Origin of the sequence: Secundilactobacillus collinoides DSM 20515 = JCM 1123, assembly GCF_001435975.1 — a bacterium.
Lineage (GTDB): Bacteria > Bacillota > Bacilli > Lactobacillales > Lactobacillaceae > Secundilactobacillus > Secundilactobacillus collinoides.
In genome coordinates this window covers 1-19275 of record NZ_AYYR01000094.1, presented here as the reverse complement: position 1 = coordinate 19275, position 19275 = coordinate 1, and the positions used below count along the sequence as shown (strand labels likewise).

The following is a 19275-nucleotide window of genomic DNA, read 5'->3' as shown; positions in this document are numbered from 1 at the left end:
CTTCTGCAGGAGCCCTCTGCCTTGCGGAACTCGTTTAGTCTACATGGCCTAGAAAGTACAACAAAGTCGAACACCCGAGGAAAAGTCCGGGCCTGACTTTTGTGCCCAGAGTCGCTTCTGCAGGAGCCCTCTGCCTTGCGGAACTCGTTTAGTCTACATGGCCTAGAAAGCACGTAACTAGCAAAATTCGTTTCCACTTAATCATCTAAAACCAAATTACCTAAAAAACACTGCGAAATTCAACCATTTGAAGGATCCTAAAAAGAACCGCCATCCGAAAATACCCGATCGGGTTTTCTGGATGGCGGTTCTTGTCGACGGTTTGTGACCGTTATTTAATCAAGTTATAGTGTTTAAGTCCATGTACGATGCCGTCAGTGACGTTAGAAGTCGTGACGAAGGACGCCTTTTCCTTAGCCAGTTTGTGGCCGTTCGCCATGGCGATTGGATTATCAACAACGTCAAACATCTGCAGGTCATTGAGCTGATCGCCAAAAGCATAGGTTGGAATATTTTCCAATTTAGCTGCCGACAACAGGATCTCAATCCCGGTCTTCTTTGAGACACCAGCCTTCATCGTGTCGAGACAGCGGGGATTATTGCGTACCAGTGAGAGTTGGTCCTTAAAGGCCGCCGTGTATTGATCTTCCTTGTTGGTGTTAAAGACGTTCATGAAATTAATCGGTTCTTTGCGGTAAAAGTCTGGTTCCACTTTGGCGTCTAACCGCAGGAGCTTAAAGTTTGGCCGGGTGAGGTCGTTTTCCTCACTAAGCCGAAAGCCGCGGTTGTTAAAGTAGGCGACCGCATCACCCTGCTGGTTAGCGTAATCGGTAAAGGTTGCAATGAGGTCTGGATCAATCTCTTCAGCGTGTAGTTTCTTACCCTGATACTGCACGTAACTGCCGTTGGCACTGACCACTGAATTAATGCCGGTTTCATCTAAGACGTATTGAATCTCGAAAATATTGCGGCCAGTTGAAACCACCGAGAGAATGTTTTGCTGTGCCATCTGCTTAATAGCATCGATACTTGCCGGTAACACGTGTTTATCGTTATCAAACAGCGTGCCGTCTAAATCAAAGAAAACAATTGCATCATACATAATACCTGATCCACTCCTTTTCTAATATGCCCGTTAGCGTCATCGAAACTGGACATCTGTCCTGCTTAAGGCAACTAACCCTTATAATGTCATTATACTACACGATTTTGTTATGTTGCGGAACGGTGCCTTGTCGAAAGATGAGAAAAGTAGATGTTGTAGGTGGAAAATTGTGGTACACTATATCTTGCATATTTTTTTAAAAGAGGGGCTATTATGGTGATAATTACTGCCGGAATGATTGGCGTTGGGAAAACCACGCTCACAGGGATGCTCGCAGACCACTTAGGAACGAAAGCATTTTTCGAACCCGTTGGGGAGAATCCCGTTTTACCGTTATACTATTCAGATCCGAAACAATATGGATTCCTACTACAAATCTATTTTCTCAATAAACGCTTTGGGATGATCAAACAAGCCCTTGCCGATGACAACAACGTGCTGGATCGTTCCATTTATGAAGACGCGCTGTTTACTAAAGAAAACAACGCGGAAGGCAACATCACGGACACCGAATTATCCGTTTATCTGAAGTTGCTGGACAACATGATGGGTGAACTCAACGAGCTGCCAAAGAAGGCACCTGACTTGCTCGTGTACGCTGAGAGTGATTTTGATACCATCCTGTACCGGATCAAGAAGCGTGGCCGCGATTACGAACAGATCGATGGCCACCCGGAGCGCGAAGACTACTATTACAAAATGTGGTCCGCCTACCGCAAATGGTTTGACGAATACGACGTCAGCCCAAAAATCAAATTGAACCTCCAACAGTACAACTTGGAAGACCCAAAAAACGTTGACATTGTACTTGGCCAGATCGATGATGCGCTTAAGTCCATCCGTTCTGACAACTCAATTCGTGAAGCCATGTAAATCCAATCCAAATGACAAAGCCTGCCTGTGATGAGCGGGCTTTTTTGATGCACCCGCTTTCTTGAGCCGGACATGGTGGATACCAGGAATAGGTTTGGTGATACTGGTCATGCTTTGGCTATTGTTCAGGCTCGGCATGCTTGTTGATTGCCGAAACAGTCATTTGATTAATGTGGAAATAGTTGTTGGGTGGGCTAAGCGACAGCGTTGTGATTGATTTTGTCTTGTGCTAACAACGTCTGAACGGTCAATTGATGTTCGTCAAATATTCGTGCTGTTTTATAGAATCAATTGAGATTGTTTTTTTAAATCAAAAAAGACGCCCGTAAGCGTCTTTTAATGGCAGGAAATTAACCCAAAGCCTTCTTGATGTTGGCTAGCGTCATTTCTGCGGTGTTGTCAAAGCGTACGTCAGCTTCCTTGAGGAGGGTGGCGTCACCGATACCGACTGAAACTTCGTTAGCAGCATTGATGGCTTGGACACCAGCTGCGGCATCTTCGACACCAATGCAGGTCTCAGGCGCTAAGCCTAACAATTCGGCACCCTTAGTATAAATTTCTGGATCCGGCTTGCCCTTTGACAGGGTGGCAGGATCGACAATCTTTGGGAAGTAGTCTGTCAGTTCGAGATTTTTTAAGACGGTCGGCCCGTTCTTTGAGGCAGAGGCTAAAGCAATCTGATACCCGTTGGCACGCAGATCATCTAGGAAGTCCTTGATGCCCGGCAGAATGTTTTCCGGGGTCATCTTGCTGATCTCGTTAACGTAATTCGTGTTCTTTTCGGTCGCAAGGGCAACCTTTTCATCTTGTGAGTAGTCATTTTCTTTGTTACCGGTCTTGAGAATCATTTCCAACGAGTCCATTCGGGAAATGCCCTTCAGGCCGTCTTCCAGCGTTTTGCTCCATGCCACGTCCAGCTTATCAGCAAGTTGGTGCCAAGCTTTCGTGTGGTAGAGCGAGGTGTCCGTAATGACACCGTCTAAGTCGAAAACAAAGCCTTTAATCTGATCAAATGATGCTTTTACCATGGGTCCAACACTCCTTAATAGATGATTAGTAATCGCAAACCGTTTCTTGGTCTGGCGTTAATGCAACCGGTTGCCCTAAGACTTGGATCGTCGCCTTCACATCTGTTTTAACAGAAATTTGATGGTGAGTGATCGTAAATTCAAACCAATGACCACGGATGAGCTGCTTGAAGTGCAAGCGCTGCCACTTTGCGGGTAGATGCGGGTGAATTTCAAGCTGCGGTCCCAGGCTGTCCACGCCGCCATAATTTCTAGTTTCAATCATTAGGGTAGCACCCATCACGCCGAGATGAATCCCTTCAGCAGTGGTGCCGCCTTGAATGTCGTAGTAGTCAGAAAATAGGGCGGTCGAGAAGAGCGACCAAGACTGATCCATGTTGTCGTCCATTTCAGTAAGCACTGAGTAAACGATTCGTGACAGCGTAGAGCCATGGGTCGTCCGATTCAGGTAGTACTGAATGTTTTTGGTTAAATATTCTTTCGGCAACTGATATCCCAATTGTCCCAGAATGTGACCCACTTCGTCAATGCTTAATGTGTAATAGGACATTAAAGTATCAGCCTGTTTGGCCACTTGGTAAGCATCAGGGGTCTTGCCCTCAGCCTTTAAGATTCGATCGATCCGTGAAATATCGCCGTACTTGCGGCGGTAGTTATCGAAGTTCATGCTTGGCAGTTTGAAGTAACCCTCAAACTGACCAATGATGCCATTGTCGTTGATATCAAGTTTGAGCTTATGGGAGACATCGGTCATTTTTGTAAGTGATTTTTCGTCAAACGCGCTCTTTTCCGCGATAGCTTTAAAATCAGCAGCCTTCATCTCTTTGCGAAGTGTGCTCAGAACGTTAAACAGCCAAGCAACCATGATGTTGGTGTAGGCGTTGTTTGTTAAGCCGGGTTCGTCACTGTTAGGATAGTTTTCGTGAAATTCATCGGGTCCCATAACGTGCGGGATGCTGTAACGGTCGGCCTTCTTATCGAAGGTCACCGTGCTCAACCAGAATTTGGCGATATTCAGCAGCATTTCCAGCCCATATTGTCTCATAAATTTCTTGTCACCGGCGACGTTGACGTAGGTCACAATGTTGTAGGCAATGGCCAATGAGACGTGCCGTTGCAGCCGGCTGTTGTCCGGATCCCAAGTGTGTGTGATCGGATTCAGATGGACGAATTGTGACTGTTCATCACCGGTCTCACCGGATTGCCACGGGTACATCGCACCATCGTAATTTTCACTTTTGGCGTAATCCTTGGCGGCGTCTAAGCGACGATAGCGGTATAACAGCAGTTGCTTTGCTAACTTCGGGAAGTGCAGACTGTAGAACGGCAGAACGAACATTTCGTCCCAGAAGACATGTCCCCGGTACGCTTCACCATGCAGCCCACGGGCACCAACGGAGGCGTCCAGTTCACCGGATTCGTTAGCGGCGGCTGAGACCATGGTGTGAAAGAGGTTGACCCGAGTCAGCTTTTGGCTGGTAATGTCGTTGTCGATTTGGATATCAAAATTGTCCCAAGTTGACTTCCAGTAGGCAAGACTCTGTTTCTTCGTTTGTTTAAAACTTGCTTTGCCCAGTGCTTCGCTGGCTGCAGCCATGGGCTGTTCCTCGGTCGTCTCAAGACTGGTATAGATGACGACGTTCTTGGTATACGCGTACGTCTGGCCCGCCGTCACTTCGGTGGAAAGGACCTGCCGGATATGCTTATCATCGTTTGTGACCTGAATTTCCCCGTCAGTGGGCTGGTCACTAGATAAATTTGCGCCAACTGTAAATTCAATGTGTGATGTTTTCGTTTCGCCAGCAAGATACATTTCATTGCCGTGGGCACTCATGCCTGTAATATCAATGTGGTGCTGGTCAAAATCCTGATACCGATCAACGTTGCCGTTAGTGACATCGCCGTCGATTTCTGAGTAAATTTGGATGCTTCCTGAGAAGTTGACGGGGGTCAGTGTGTATTTAATGGCATATTGATGCCAATCCTGCATGTTGGCCATCTTGGTTGTGGTCACATTCAGCACGTGGCCAGTCGACAGTTGTACGCGCATCATGGTGGTCAGGGTCCCGTGTTTTAAATCGAGTGACCGGTAAATGTCCTGAATATCTCTCGAGACAATTTTAAACGGCGGTTGGTGATCAACGCCAAACGTTAAGAATTGGGCGTTCGGCATGTTGACCAGATCTTCGTTAGTGACGTCACGGTCACCAATTTTAGTCGTCAACTGGTTGTAAACACCGGCGACATAAGTACCAGGGTAGTTGTCATCATCGGCTCGCGCCTCAACGTAGGCACCACGAAGGCCTAAATAGCCGTTTCCAACGGTCAGCATGGCTTCTTGACCATAGTTGCGTTTCTTTTGGTATTCACCATAGTAATCAAGGTGCCACTCATTGTACCGCCGTTTTTTCTCTGCAGCCGCCTTAAGCCCATTTTCTTCCACGTCACGTTGGCACACGACGGGAATGTTTAACATGTTGGTCAACGCCAGTCCAATGTCAATGCGCTGGTGGTTGATCCCGATAACCGTATCGGAAAAATCATACTCCAAAGAGTTGGTCAAAATGGCGGCATCAATGGGCAGACCAGCCAGAACGACCTTGATTTTTTCCAAGTTATTCCCAATGGCCTGATCTGGATTATACGTGATCATGAATTGCCGAAAGGGTGGTTCATTATTATTGGTTGAGTAAGCTATCTCAATCGATTCTTGCATGACATTTAGTGCAATAGTTCTCATACAAGTTAGCCTCTTTTCCTTTTAAATTGGATTGCCTTAAGTAAAACCCCTCTAAATTAATGATAGGCAAGATAAGTCATTTCTGCAAATATTGTGATTTAAGTTACATTTTTCACATTAGTCTGAAAATGGGACTGTGACTCTTTCACTGCCCAAAACTACGGGCTCGCCGTTCACGTAGACGGTGATGGGTTTACCCTTTAAATTTTCCAGTGTCAGCGACTGGTGGGTGATGGTCATCCCGATACGCCGATGCTGAAACCAGAGCTTAAAACGTAATTGCAGCCACTCAGATGGCAGTTCTGGGTGGAGGTGCAAGGTCGTGTCCTTGATTTCCAGACCGGCAAACCCGTAGATCAGGCTTAACCAGCTGCCACCCATGTTAGCTGCGTGAATGCCAGCGCTGAGGTTGCCCTGAGCATCCGTCAAGTCCGCCAGGGCGGTGTCCATAAAGTACTGATACGCTTTACCGGCTTCCCCTAAACGATGCGCTAAGATTCCAAAAATGGCTCGTGAGAGGGATGAATCATGGACGGTAATGGCTTCATAGTAATCATAATCTCGTTTTAACTGGGCCTGGTCCTGATCTTCAGGAAACAGAAAGTCGCTCATCACCGTATCAGCTTGTTTATTGACTTGATAGTGGTAGATCGTCATTGGGTGGTAGTGCAGCAACAGTGGAAACTGGGTCCGAGGCGTTTCAGCAATTGGCCAAACCGGCTTTTCTGTGCTGGTGTCGTCCTGTTTTTTAATTTGACTTTCGGGATCAAAGGGCAGATACATCTGGTCTGCTGCGTGTTGAAACGCGTCGATTTCGGCAGTCGTCAAGCCGAGTTTACCGATAACGTTGTCTTCAGTATGGCCTAATTTTCTGGCATATTTAGTTGCCAGATAGAGATTATGCTGCGCCATTCGGTTCGTATAATAATTATTGTTGACCATCGCGGTATATTCGTCCGGTCCGGTGACGTCGTTGATGACGAATCGGCCATGGTGGGCATCATCCGTGGCATAGTGTCCGTAAGCTAGCCAGAAACATGCGGTTTCAATGATCAGCGGCAAGCCCTGGCTGGCTAAAAAGTCCTGATCATCGGTCACACGGACATACAGGTCGACCGCGTAGGCAATGTCTGCATTGATGTGAACTTGGGCGGTACCGGCAGGGTAGTAGGCACTGGCCTCGGTCCCATTAATGGTGCGCCACGGGAACAGCACGCCTTTTTTGACGTTCATCGCCCGAGCTCGTTTCTGCGCTTGCAGCAGTTTGCTGTACCGATAACTGAGTATCTGACGAGCAGTATCGGGCTGGGTAAAGATAAAAAACGGCAACATGAACATTTCAGCATCCCAGAAGTAGTGACCTTCATACCCAGAACCCGTCAGCCCCTTGGCCGGAATACTGGTCATACCGTCGCGACCAGCAGCCTGATTCAGATGAAAGAGGTTAAACCGAATACTTTTGGCCAGCTTAGCATCACCCGCCAACTCAACGTCGCTGTTGTCCCAAAAAGTGCTCCATTTTGAGGCTGATTTATTCAACAGCGTTGTGAATGTTTCAGTGGCCAGTGTCTGATCCTGAGTATCGGGTTCGGAATTAGCGACCACGATTGGATGCGGGTAGCCGATACTGTAGACAAAATCGGCATGCTGGGCGATCCCAGGCACCAAATTAAATTCAGTGACGTAGGTCGGCAGCTGGTCCTGAGTGGTGAGTTTGGGAATCGGCTGGCCGTCCACGTTTAGCGGTTGCAACTGCAGGGTAACAGCTAGCTGCGATTTTCGGGTGATCATCTGCAGGGTTGGATGATCCGCTTCCTGGTAAGTAATTGTCAGCTGTGACTGACGTTGGACGTTACGAATATCAGTAACGTGCTCCGGAATCTGCTGCTGGGTGTACCGGTGCTGTTTGTTGAGTTTGACGCTGCCGGCAAAGTTAAGTGCCGACAAGGAGTAGGAAACACCAAACAAACGCCGGTCATCCTGTGAGGCAAACGACTGCATCGTCAGCCGAACCGTTTTATCTGTTGGTGAGGTGATCTCAAAAATCTCTAACAGCAGACCGGTCTTAAGGTTGAGATTCTTGTCGACCAGCCTGATTTTAAAAGTTTCTTCGTCAGAGCGCAGACCATCTATTTCCAGCACCATAAATCGCGGATCAGGGAGTTGACAAATTGTCTGCGAATTTTGCGGATAGCCTGGATAGTCTTCACCGTAATGAATCGCGGTCAGGTCGTAAAAACCGTTAATGAAGAGCCCAGGCTGCCCCGGATAATCGGGATTGTCCCCCTGAAGCGGGTTCGAAGACCGAACACCAAAATGACCATTACCAAGTGCGTACACAGTTTCAATAGCTGTCGCTTTTTTAAAGGGCAGCTGCTGTAAATGAATTTGAAACTCATCTGTTGTATCCATAAAAAGCCTTCTTTACAACTAATGAACAAGGGTTGAAACGAGGTGGCCGCGTTTTGGGAAAAATGCGTCACACCAGTCAACCGGTTGTCTACAAAGCAGCGCCGCAACATATCCAGCACGCGGGTTCAAGCGTAGAAAAAAAGAGCGTGGTAAAAAGGCCACACTCAGTCTTGAGATCGATGTTGGGTTGTTTCCTGCTGTTGTTTCAATAAATCACGAATTTCAGTGAGCACAACTGTCTCCTGGTTTGGAGCAGGTGCTGGTTCGGCGTCAGTTTCCTTAGTCGGCATTAATTTGTTGATGGCCTTGACCAGTAAAAAGACAACGAACGCAATGATGATAAAGTTGATTACGGCATTTAAAAAATCACCATACCGAAAATGGGCTTGGCCCACGGTCAAAACCAGTCCGGACAAATCGATTTTGCCCAGAAAAATACCAATCAGCGGGTTGATCAGATTTTTGGTCAGCGAGGTTACAATAGCTGTAAACGCCGACCCAATGATCACCCCAACGGCGAGATCGATCACGTTGCCACGTGCAATAAATGTCTTGAATTCCTTTAACACAATCATGCCACCTCAATTCATTCTTTATATGCCTAGTGTAACGAAAAAGGGTGGTGCGGTGCAAGGAAAACGCCGTAGGTTGCGACATTATGCGGGTAGTGTACCCCGTTAACAATAATGTTGCTTTTTTGGTCCGTTTCGAGACAATGACACCTCGTACGTAAATCATTAGCCGAATGACGAGGTTTATTTTTTAATCCTCCCATGGCCGTTGCAATTCGACAGGGGGTTGTGACCATCAGTATTGAAAGGCAATCAAAGAAATTCAGCTTCAATGGTGTGTGGTGGTTTATAGCCAACGAGTATTATCTGTTAGATTAAAGACTTGAGTTGAGATTGAGTCGTCCCGTTAGCCGCGAACACACTGTTTATGCTTTGTTTTTCCAATAAGTGTGTTGACACATCTGTCGTAAGAATTTGCCAGATTGCAAGGGCAAACGATGGTACATTTCTTGTTGCGGTGTTCCGCTATAAAAAGTGTCAATTTTGCACTGCTTAAATGCCAGGACTTGAACAATTGGCCAATAATTGCTATTTTTATTGTAGCAACAAATTGAATCTGACAAAAATTCTTCGGCGATTAACCACGGAGGCAAATTATGAGGACAGTTCGTGAACAATTGTTAAATGCGGCCAAAACAGGTCGGCTGGTAGAAGTTTATCGGTACGGCGACAACGCTCATTTTTCAGTTGGTAATGTGTTGGCAGTGGATGATAAATTTGTGCTTTTAAAACAGGTCAATCCAGATGGGGCTATCGATGGCGGCGGTGTTTACCGGTTAAACACTGTTACTCGGGTCATTGAACAGTCGGACTACCTGAAGTCACTTGTCGCTGTCATGGCGTTGGCGCGCGAACGCGGTTATGGAAACGTCTGGCAGTTGGAAACGATTATTGGTAATTTAGATTTTAAAAAGCATTCTATTTTAAAAGTGGTTTTAGAGTGGGCGTTTAACTCGGACCAAGTCGTGACCATTGGCGAGCACCCTGGTAAACGTGAGGCTGTTTACACCGGATTTCTCGGCAGCCTCAAGAAAAAACAGGTTATTTTTAACTACGTTGACCGGTCGGATCTATCAGCGCGTTGGCAAGTAGGCTTGCGCTACGCCAACATGAATTTTGTCGAGTTTAGTAGTTTTGAAACACTGGCCATTACTGCCATTTTGGAACGCTACATGTCTGAGGATTTTCACTAAGTCTGGTTTGACCGCCAAGCTTTATAAGGAGTTTTTTTATTGAAAGGCTTTATGTATACAATAATCGTGATCGTGCCGTGTCTGATTATCGGCACGACCATGTACGTTGTCCACGACTGGCCAGCAAACAGTGTCGTTACTATTGTGACGCTGTTTGTGGCCTTTGTCGTTTCTATGGCGCTGGTAACGGTGATTTATTTAAAACTGTTGCCATTCGTGAAAACAAATGATGATACTCAAGATTCGGACGACGATGATACTCACAACTAGGAGGTGGCCTGTTTGATGCAGCCATTGAACGATTCAGGGCGGTCAAAACCGTCAGTAGCCACCCGGATCTTAATTTTTTTAACCTTTTTTGTATTGATACAGCTAGTGCCATTTATGTTGACGATCATTCGCGGCTTGCCTAAGGCGCAACTCGTCGGCCGATCATTTGCGGCCGCGGGGTATATCCTTGGTTACGTGGCGCTGATTATTGTTATGGTGGTATGTATGAAACGTGTTACTGATCATCCATTTTGGCACCGGCCATCTAGGAATAACCTGGCCTATTTGTTCATAGCATTTGTTATTTTTCTGGCTGTTGAAATGGTGTTATCAGGATTAAACAGCCGCTTATTTGGCCAAACTCAAACGACCAATAATGCGGTCATTATCAGTCTGTTAAAGAGTGACCGGTGGATTTTTTATCTCCTGATGTTTTCCGGTATCTTTTTGTCACCAATCATCGAAGAATTACTTTTTCGCGGGTACTGGATCAATTCATTTTTTAAACCAGGGACACTTTGGTTACCAGTTATCACTAGCGGCTTGATTTTCTCAATTGCACATGCAAGTTCTAACATTGTTAGTTTTCTGATTTACGCGTGCCTAGGCGCAATTTTGGCCTTTATTTATCGCCGAACAGATAATTTAGTGACATCGATTGGCCTGCACATGTTAAATAATTTGATGGCAATGTCGATAATGGCAGTGATGCTAAAGTAGAGGATGGAAGAAAGCGTTTAGTGAATGGCGACTCCTTGTTTTCTGCAGTTCGTTTTTTCTCGAGGCCAGAAGTGCGCTAAAGTACCCGTAGTCTTTGCAAGTTACGTGAAAGCTACTGTTTTGATTCGCATTTGGAAATTTTTTAGTGTCGGGAAAAGGAGACTACCTGGTCAAGCACTAAAAATCAGCGTGATAAGTACCGCTATCAAAAAGTCAAAAACTAAAATACGTCAGATACAAGCCGTCAATCTGGCGCAGATTTAGCCCACAAATTTTTCGTTAATCTTCTTATAAATCAAGATATTGCACAATACAATATCAAAAAAACGGGTCACAGTCCAAAAAACTGTGATCCGTCTTTTTATTAACACTGTTTAAAATGCTTTTTGGATCTTCCAATCACTTCGAACATCGTCTAAATTATCAGCAACGTCGTGAATTTGGCTTAATAAATCATCGTAGGATGCAAGGTCTAAGTCCAAGATGTCGACACACTGATTAACGTGATCGTAAACTACGTCTCGCTGCTCAACGGCGTGTTGGGTCAATGAAATATTGACTTGGCGTTCATCTTTTTGGCTGCGATCCCGCGAGATCCATCCCTGTTTTTCCAATCGCTTTAAAAGTGGCGTTAGGGTGCCGCTATCTAAATTAAGCCGCTGGCCAAGTTCGCGCACGGTTAATGGCGAGGTTTCCCAAAGTGCCAACATTGTAATGTACTGCGGGTAGGTGAGGTGAAATGGTTTGAGTGCCTCCTGATAGAAATGATTAAATTTTTTGCTTGCTGTATAAAAGGCGAAACATAATTGATCATCCAAAAGACGTGGTGTTGTATCGCTCATAAAGGAACCTTCTTTCTAAGTCAAGTTAATTCAAGTCATACTTTATTGTTTGCAATTTAATTGTTTTCTGACTTGAATTATAGCTTGAAAACATCAATTTGTCTACGGAATGGCGAGTAAATTTATGGGTGAATTGATAAAGGGTAGTCCTTAGTGTGCACGGCAGCACTTGGCATTAAATTGAAGTACAGATAATGACGTAATTTTTAAGTCAACGGTGTCATAAAAAACCGTTTTTGAGTATAATAGAGCTATTAATGGGAGGGTGAATACAATGTTTATGTCAACTGGAGCATTTAATCAGCCACATGTTATAAAAGGGGTAGCAGCAGTTACTTGCCATACACAATTAACTTCAGAAAAACCGGACCAATTTGAGTTGTTTGATCAATTATTTGACGAAGCCAAACAAAAATTATATCAAAAGGCGGCGGCAAAAAACGCGGATGGTATCGTAGACGTTTCCTTTAATACCGAGGTTGTTCGTATGAGTGTGGCACCTAAATTTTTAATTGTTCACGCGTATGGCACTGTGATTTCGTTGGAAAATTCAAAATAGGGTTTGCAAATATGCAATTTATAGTGTATTATATTTTTTGTTGTTAAAAGCACTGCCCCGGTGGCGGAACTGGCAGACGCGCAGCGTTCAGGTCGCTGTTTGGGTAACCAAGTACAGGTTCGAATCCTGCCCGGGGCATCAGAGTTTTTCAACGAATGAATAAGGTACTTGTTAGACAATGTCTGGCAAGTACCTTTTTTGTAAAAAAAACAAGGTCGGAAGTAAAACCGCCTTGTCTTATCCGCTTCTTACGAGCAGTTAAGTATTTAACTTTCATGAACGTTTTAATGCAACTCAGTCGAAAAGAGTGCTGGTCGCTGCCACTTCCTGGCGCTCTATTTAGTTGTACCTATCAAAATGTTGATTTAACTCAATTCTTGATTGACCATCGGCTTCATTTTTGAGATCAAAGTGCCGTTGTATTCAAACCAGTCAAATCCGTTGCGATCACGTCCCTGGTTTTCTGCTGGAACTTGGTGGAAATAATCGTAGCAGCAAATCGCCGTCCGAGACAGTGTATGTTCTTTTCCGCAACGACAAAGGACGTGATTTTTACCATCCAAGACGGTCACTTGTATTTTCGGATCATCTTTGAAGGAAAGTTTTGATCCGGCGGGAATGCTCAAGTACTTAAAGGTTCGATTAGGTCGGGAACCAACTTGACGTTTGACAACTTCAATTTCTTTGCCGGTTATCTTTTCATTGAATTTTTCGGGTCGAACGAGTGTTGCGTTCGGGTCGTTAAATCGCAATAATTCAAACTCGGCTTTTACCTGATTGTACGTGGCCTTAAAAAACTCAGTCGAGGCTGATTTGCGTTTGTCAGACATCGCTTTATGTAAAATGCGTTCAGCTTTCTTATACTGGTTTAACCGCACCGCAAACAATAACAGCGTTGGCTTTTCCTGGGGAATTCCCGTGCTATTGAACTGAGCTAGGCGCCGTTCTAAGTTCTTCGTCTGACCGACCTTGATATAACCCGGAAACGACTTGTTTTCAAGGGCATAAACGTATCCATAATCTTCTTCCAATTAATGACATCTCCAACTTCAATCCCAAATTGATTATCAGTGTCTCAAAATACTGGGCACTATAGTAAAAAAGACATTTTTTAACAATCTGTGTTCATTTTAAAACTTGCCGCATTTAGATACAACACAAAATTGGCGTTAGTGACTAGTATTAAATTGGTGAAGCATATTCGACTTGTTTTAATCGGAACGTGGTATTATTTTAAGGAACAGGTGTCACGATGACCATGAATTTTCTCTGACATCTGAAAATGTAGGCCTGACAATCAGTTGTATTTACCAATGATTATCAGTATTGAAAGGATGAGAATGATGTTAACAAAAGAACAATACAATATTTTAGACGCGATCGCTTCAGGACGTGTCGAACCAGGCACGAGTTTGAGCCACTTTGTGGACTACTGCGACAACGCCATCGGCGGGGACCCGCAGCCGCTGATCGATGCTGGGTACATCGATGCCGGCCACTACGTTAACGGTTTGACCGAGAAGGGGAAAAAGGCGGTCGCTGAACGCCATGAATCTCAACAAAAAAATTGATTTTTCGCTGTTTGAAGAAGCGCGGCAAACGATCATTGTGCTGCTTCAGGAGTGGCAGCAACGTGTTGATCAAGTTGAAATAGCTGTCCGCGAAACGCAGCAGTTCGCTTCAGCCATTCAGCTTAACAATCAGTTGTGGCAGGATATTCAAGCTTATTACCAGCAGAATCGAATCATCCAAACAACTTTGCCCGCTGCAAATCGACGTTTGCAACAGCGTTTCTTGGCCGTCTTAATGACCTTAGTTAATCAGTTGCGTTCTGTGCCGAGTCACGCGGATGTTTACAATGATCTTATTGCGTTTAAGGATCGTGTGATCGAAGCCATTGCGTATATTCAAACTGGGAACAGGGGATGATGTGACGTGCGGCTATTGATTAGTGATGTTGCGGAACTTCAGGACGAAACGCGACTTGCAGAAACGCGCTTGTTTATGCGGCAACCGGGGTACCGGGTGCAGAATGGGGATTCGAAGCATCTTATCCTTGATAACGGTCACTCACTTTTCACAGTGACGGTGCCGGTTTTATTTAAACGGTATGATCGTGATCACTTTTTGAGTGTCCACTTTGATGGGCAGTCAATTTCATTGCCGTATATGAAAAAAACGCGTCCCTATTAGTGGGGACGCGTTTTTTTGTTGACGAGTTGAACCGAAAGCGACTCGTCTTAAATTTTCTTTGAAATGTAATACGGTTGTGACCGGGATTTCCCATTTTGCGGATCCTTATTAGGATTGATCATCTGATCGTCAGCCAGGAAGACATCGAACTGTTTCTTATCATCGACACCCTTGACCACAAAAACATGGCCGCTGTCAATTTTGTTGGATTCGCGGTAAATTTGGGCACTTCTCACAGCCTCATCATAGTCGTGAAAGTTGCCAACGGAATCGCCGGGATTAAAAAAGATCAAATTATCCATACAATCACTCCATTTCCTGGTTCGTATCTATTATACCGCGTTTCGGCTGGATGGCCTAGTCGGGGGTACTTGAGGAATTGATGCTGAGTTGGAGATTAGAGGGATTTAGGTTTTTGTGGGGAACTATCTCTTGGGGTTCGGTTTTTATGCAGAGGGGGGTCAATTATTAAAAGGTGCTGTTGAGATGGGGGTTCTCTTTCCTTGAGACTAAACGAGCTACGCGAGGTAGGGGAATCCTGCGTAAGCGCCTTGTTTTGCTTTCTGGGTTCATTGTTTTTTCCAAAAGAGGCATTATCATGGAGGTTCTCTGTCCTCAAGACTAAACGAGCTCCGCAAGGCAAGGGGTTCCGCCCCTTAAACGCCTTGTTTCGCTCTCTGACTTTGGTTTTTATTTTTTTCAAAAGAGCCATTATCATCGAGGTTCTCTGCCCTCGAGACTAAACGAGCTACGCAAGGCAGGAGGCTCCTGCGTAAACCACTTCCGGCACAAAATCCAAGACCGGGATTTTCTGCCGAAAGTGGCTTACGCTCCGCCTCCTAAACGCCTTGCTTCGCTCTCTGCCCCTAAAGAAATCCTTACAACCACCCAAGCCTGGTAGTATTACACCCAGATATTTGCTAAAATGAAAGGTGTTTGAAAGGCCATTTTGTCGTGTCTGAAGAACTGGATTTTAACCCACAAGTGACACCGTCGAGATGTGCCTTTTTTCGCGACTTTAAAAATGGCGTTACGCGCATATTAAGTTAACCTGACTTGCTCTGTTAGACAGCGACGCGGTCGGTTTCTTTTTTAGGGGAAACGTGAAATAATAGATACAGTATTTTATTCATAAGTTGGAGATGAAGAAGCCAATGTCACTTGATATGACCCAAGTGTTGACTTTATTACAGGAGCATCAATTATTCACAGCAGTTACCGGCGACCAGAGTCGTGAATTCACTAGTGTAACTTACGATTCAAGACAAGCTCAGCCGGATACTTTATTTTTTTGTAAGGGTAATTTTAAACCTGAATATTTGACTGCCGCTAAGGCTGCCGGCGCCACCGGGTACGTTTCTGAGAAGACGTACGCTGAGGGCAAGGGGATGACAGCCGTCACGGTTACAAATATTCAACAAGCGATGGCACTGTTGGGGGCCGCCTTTTACGGGTACCCGCAAAATGACTTATTTATTATCGCCTTTACTGGAACCAAGGGAAAAACGACATCGGCTTATTTTGAGCACCATATTCAACGGACTCACACCCATGATCAGGCAGCACTTTTTTCGACCATTGACCGGGTCTTGGGTAACCAGCCGGCGCAACGTTTCAAGTCAGATCTGACCACCCCTGAATCCCTGGATCTGTTCCACGATATGCGGGCAGCGGTTGACAATGGGATGACGCACCTTGTCATGGAGGTGTCCTCACAAGCTTACAAGAAAAACCGGGTTTTTGGTCTGACGTATGATGTTGGGATTTTCTTGAATATTACACCAGATCATATCGGCGAAAACGAACACCCGACGTTTGCTGATTATCTGCACTGCAAAGAGCAGTTGCTGGTCAATTCCCGCACCTGCATCATCAACGCCGAAACTGACCACCTCGAAGACGTCTACCAGGCGGCAAAAACGAGCACGGAACCCGAAAACATTTACCTATACGCGCGCAAAGGCGCCAAAATTCAGTTACCTTTAGACCTTGATGTGCAGTTCAGTAATGATGAAGAGACCTTGCACGACAGCGCCTTTGATGTGGCTGCTGTCTCCGACAAGGGCCGCGCCTTGGCACTTAATGGCACCTATGAACTAAGTGTTCCTGGCGATTACAACGAGAGCAACGCAGCCAGTGCCATAATTGCTGGGGCCTTGTCTGGGGCGACGGCTGCTGAGATGCAGACTGCTTTAACGACCGTGCACGTTCCTGGCCGAATGGAAATGGTGACCAGCAAACAGCACGGCACCATCTACATCGACTACGCGCACAACTATGCGAGTTTGAAGGCGCTGCTAAGTTTCCTGCGCCGGCAAACGGATGCTGGGGAAGTCATTGTTGTTTTGGGCAGTACTGGCAACAAAGGCGTCTCACGGCGGAAGGGCTTTGGTAAAGCGTTGAGCGAAGAAGCTGATCGAGCCATTTTGACGACGGATGATCCGGGTTATGAGGATCCCAGAACGATTGCTGAGGAGATTGATTCGTACATTGACCACGATAAGGTCACGGTCTCCTTTGAAATGGATCGAAAAACGGCCATTAAACAGGCAATCAATATGAGTACTAAAAATGATATCGTGGTGTTAGCAGGCAAGGGTGAAGACAATTACCAAAAGGTCAACGGGGTCAACACGCCTTACGAAACGGATGTTACGATTGCTAAAAACGTTGTGGAGGAATTATAGTCATGCAAGATACACCAGAGTTTACGCCAATTTTATTGGGAAGCGACTTTAACGTTTACGGGATGGCTCGGTCGTTTTATGCGCTGTACCATAAGCCGGTTAAAGCCATCGCTTCCATTCAATTAGCCCCAACTCGGTTTACAAAAGTTGTGGATGTTGAACTGATTCCAGGTTTTGATGAGGATCCGGTCTGGATCGAATCCATGCTGAAGATTAAGGACCGTTACAAGGACCACAAGGAACCGGTTATCCTGATAGGTTGCGGTGACGGTTATGCTGAATTGATTGCAAAGCACAAGGATGAGCTTTCGGACACGTTTGTTTGCCCGTACATCGATTACGATCTGTTGAAGCACCTGAATAACAAGGAACGGTTCTACGAAATCTGTGACAAGTATCAACTGCCATATCCGAAGACGAAGGTCATCACTAAGGACGAGCACGACAATCGTCAGGTGATCGATCAACCGTTTGATTATCCTGTTGCGCTGAAACCAGCCAACAGTGTGGAATGGCTTGACGTTCACTTTGAAGGCCGAAAAAAGGCCTTCCGGATCCAGTCACGCGAAGAATTTGATCGCGTTGTGGATGCGGCGTATGAAAACGGCTATAAGTCAGACTTTATCTTGCAGGACTTTGTCCCGGGCGACGACAGCAATATGCGGGTGTTAAACGCGTATGTCGACCAGCATCACCACGTCAAAATGATGTGTCTCGGCCACCCTTTGTTGGAAGATCCGGCACCTTCCGCCATCGGCAATTACGTTGCTATCCTGCCGGAATACAACGAAACCATCTATCAGCAGATCAAGACTTTTCTGGAGGCCATCGATTTTACCGGTTACGCAAACTTCGATATGAAGTATGACGCACGGGATAACACGTTTAAACTGTTTGAAATCAACTTGCGTCAGGGCCGCAGCAGCTTCTTTGTGACCTTGAACGGGTACAATCTGGCTGACTGGGTCGTTAAAGATTACGTCAAGCAGGATCTGGCCGACACACCAACCGTCTACGGAAATCAAAATCCCGAACAACACGCCCTCTGGCTTGGCGTACCAGTTAAGACGTTTAAGAAGTACGCCCGTGAAAATGCTGATAAAGACCGGGCACTTGAATTGATCAAGGAACACCGTTATGGGACGACCTATGAGTATTCAGACGATATGAATCTCAAACGGTGGGCGTTGATCAAGTGGATGAACCATAATTACGTGAAGAACTTTGACCGGTATTTTGCTGAAAACAAGGGGTGATCACGATGAAGCATTTCTTTACGATTATTGGTGGCATGGGTACCATGGCCACCGAGAGCTATATTCATCAATTAAATCTACGGACGCCGGCGCATGCAGATCAGGAATATCTGGATTACATTTTAGTGAACCACGCAACGGTGCCTGACCGGACTGATTATATTCTGGATCACAGTAAACCAAATCCGCTGCCGCCGTTACTGGATGACTTTAAGCAGCAATCAACCTTAAAACCCGATTTTTTCGCTTTACCATGCAACACGGCGCACTACTTCTTTGATGAGCTGACGTCAGTGACGGATATTCCAATTCTCCACATGCCGCGTGAAGCAGCCGGGGAGATTAAAATCAAGTATCCAAAGGCTAAAAAGATCGGTATCGTGGCTACTGAGGGTACAATTGCCGATGAAATCTACGACCACGAAATTGAGGCTGCTGGCTACGAATTTGTCAAACCCAATGCCAGCGTTCAAGCCAAAACCAACGAGCTGATCTACACCCAGATCAAGGATAACAACACTGTGAGCGGTGAGTTGTTCCATAGTCTGGTCCAAGAAATGTTTGATACCTTTGACGTGGACGCCGTGGTGCTCGGTTGTACTGAGCTGTCATTAGCCCAGGAACGTGAACCGATCACCGACCTGCCAATTATTGACAGTCAATCGATTCTGGTTGACCACTCGTTGACTTTAGCGCTGAAACAGCAAAAGGGCATCGACTACCGGGCAAAATGATTTCAAATAAAAACCGTTCTCCCAAATGAATTGGATGCGATAATCCCTTTATGGTTGTCAGATGAAATACAATAATTCATCTGATGATTAT

At 45.6% G+C, this 19275-nt stretch carries 19 protein-coding genes and 1 tRNA gene; 12 read left to right on the top strand and 8 right to left on the bottom strand.

The window, feature by feature from the left end:
* Positions 1–331: 331 nt before the first annotated feature.
* Complete coding sequence (locus tag FC82_RS13515; RefSeq protein WP_056997277.1) at positions 332–1102, bottom strand: Cof-type HAD-IIB family hydrolase; 771 nt, start codon at positions 1100–1102, stop codon at positions 332–334.
* A 216-nt stretch (positions 1103–1318) separates the two neighbouring features.
* Between FC82_RS13515 and FC82_RS13510 the strand changes: the two genes are divergently transcribed.
* Positions 1319–1978, top strand: coding sequence for a deoxynucleoside kinase (locus FC82_RS13510; protein ID WP_056997276.1), 660 nt, complete (start codon positions 1319–1321; stop codon positions 1976–1978).
* A gap of 350 nt (positions 1979–2328) precedes the next feature.
* Here FC82_RS13510 and pgmB read toward each other — a convergent pair whose 3' ends face one another.
* The 4 genes from pgmB to mscL all read right to left on the bottom strand — a co-directional run bounded on the left by pgmB (position 2329) and on the right by mscL (position 8727).
* Entirely contained in the window at positions 2329–3006 is a 678-nt protein-coding gene (pgmB, locus tag FC82_RS13505) for a beta-phosphoglucomutase (RefSeq protein WP_054762466.1), read from the bottom strand.
* Between the two features lie 25 nt (positions 3007–3031).
* Complete coding sequence (locus FC82_RS13500) at positions 3032–5746, bottom strand: glycoside hydrolase family 65 protein (protein ID WP_056997275.1); 2715 nt, start codon at positions 5744–5746, stop codon at positions 3032–3034.
* Positions 5747–5863: 117 nt separating this feature from the next.
* A complete protein-coding gene (locus tag FC82_RS13495) occupies positions 5864–8158 on the bottom strand; it encodes a glycoside hydrolase family 65 protein (protein WP_056997274.1) in 2295 nt (764 codons plus the stop codon).
* A gap of 164 nt (positions 8159–8322) precedes the next feature.
* Entirely contained in the window at positions 8323–8727 is a 405-nt protein-coding gene (mscL, locus tag FC82_RS13490) for a large-conductance mechanosensitive channel protein MscL (protein WP_054762455.1), read from the bottom strand.
* Positions 8728–9326: 599 nt separating this feature from the next.
* Between mscL and FC82_RS13485 the strand changes: the two genes are divergently transcribed.
* From FC82_RS13485 to FC82_RS13475, 3 genes are read left to right on the top strand one after another with little or no spacing between them, the layout of a single operon-like run.
* A complete protein-coding gene (locus tag FC82_RS13485) occupies positions 9327–9923 on the top strand; it encodes a hypothetical protein (protein WP_056997273.1) in 597 nt (198 codons plus the stop codon).
* Between the two features lie 39 nt (positions 9924–9962).
* Entirely contained in the window at positions 9963–10193 is a 231-nt protein-coding gene (locus tag FC82_RS13480) for a hypothetical protein (RefSeq protein ID WP_054762451.1), read from the top strand.
* Positions 10194–10208: 15 nt separating this feature from the next.
* On the top strand, positions 10209–10913 hold the full coding sequence (locus tag FC82_RS13475) for a CPBP family intramembrane glutamic endopeptidase (RefSeq protein ID WP_056997272.1): 705 nt from the start codon (positions 10209–10211) through the stop codon (positions 10911–10913).
* Positions 10914–11287: 374 nt separating this feature from the next.
* Here the strand turns inward: FC82_RS13475 and FC82_RS13465 are convergent, their stop codons facing one another.
* Positions 11288–11755: a MarR family winged helix-turn-helix transcriptional regulator gene (locus FC82_RS13465; protein WP_056997270.1), complete on the bottom strand. Its 468-nt coding sequence runs from the start codon at positions 11753–11755 to the stop codon at positions 11288–11290.
* A gap of 274 nt (positions 11756–12029) precedes the next feature.
* On the opposite strand from FC82_RS13465, the gene FC82_RS13460 reads away from it, so the two are divergent.
* Entirely contained in the window at positions 12030–12314 is a 285-nt protein-coding gene (locus FC82_RS13460) for a heavy metal-binding domain-containing protein (RefSeq protein ID WP_056997269.1), read from the top strand.
* 54 nt (positions 12315–12368) lie between these two features.
* Positions 12369–12452 (top strand) — tRNA-Leu (locus tag FC82_RS13455).
* 227 nt (positions 12453–12679) lie between these two features.
* Here FC82_RS13455 and FC82_RS13450 read toward each other — a convergent pair.
* A complete protein-coding gene (locus tag FC82_RS13450) occupies positions 12680–13345 on the bottom strand; it encodes a GIY-YIG nuclease family protein (RefSeq protein ID WP_056997268.1) in 666 nt (221 codons plus the stop codon).
* Between the two features lie 312 nt (positions 13346–13657).
* Between FC82_RS13450 and FC82_RS13445 the strand changes: the two genes are divergently transcribed.
* Genes FC82_RS13445 through FC82_RS13435 form a run of 3 tightly spaced genes read left to right on the top strand, consistent with a single transcriptional unit; the run spans position 13658 to position 14507 of the window.
* A complete protein-coding gene (locus tag FC82_RS13445; protein ID WP_235809245.1) occupies positions 13658–13885 on the top strand; it encodes a hypothetical protein in 228 nt (75 codons plus the stop codon).
* Positions 13863–14243: a hypothetical protein gene (locus FC82_RS13440; protein ID WP_056997266.1), complete on the top strand. Its 381-nt coding sequence runs from the start codon at positions 13863–13865 to the stop codon at positions 14241–14243. Before FC82_RS13445 ends, FC82_RS13440 begins: the two co-directional genes overlap by 23 nt.
* 6 nt (positions 14244–14249) lie before the next feature.
* Positions 14250–14507: a hypothetical protein gene (locus FC82_RS13435; RefSeq protein WP_056997265.1), complete on the top strand. Its 258-nt coding sequence runs from the start codon at positions 14250–14252 to the stop codon at positions 14505–14507.
* Positions 14508–14554: 47 nt separating this feature from the next.
* On the opposite strand, the gene FC82_RS13430 is transcribed toward FC82_RS13435, so the two are convergent.
* Positions 14555–14809: a hypothetical protein gene (locus FC82_RS13430; protein ID WP_056997264.1), complete on the bottom strand. Its 255-nt coding sequence runs from the start codon at positions 14807–14809 to the stop codon at positions 14555–14557.
* 852 nt (positions 14810–15661) lie between these two features.
* On the opposite strand from FC82_RS13430, the gene FC82_RS13420 reads away from it, so the two are divergent.
* From FC82_RS13420 to FC82_RS13410, 3 genes are read left to right on the top strand one after another with little or no spacing between them, the layout of a single operon-like run.
* Entirely contained in the window at positions 15662–17194 is a 1533-nt protein-coding gene (locus FC82_RS13420; protein WP_056997263.1) for a UDP-N-acetylmuramoyl-L-alanyl-D-glutamate--2,6-diaminopimelate ligase, read from the top strand.
* 2 nt (positions 17195–17196) lie between these two features.
* Positions 17197–18450 (top strand): carboxylate--amine ligase, encoded by a 1254-nt coding sequence (locus FC82_RS13415; protein WP_056997262.1) that lies wholly within the window; start codon positions 17197–17199, stop codon positions 18448–18450.
* Positions 18451–18455: 5 nt separating this feature from the next.
* Positions 18456–19184: an aspartate/glutamate racemase family protein gene (locus FC82_RS13410; protein WP_056997261.1), complete on the top strand. Its 729-nt coding sequence runs from the start codon at positions 18456–18458 to the stop codon at positions 19182–19184.
* Positions 19185–19275 lie beyond the last annotated feature (91 nt).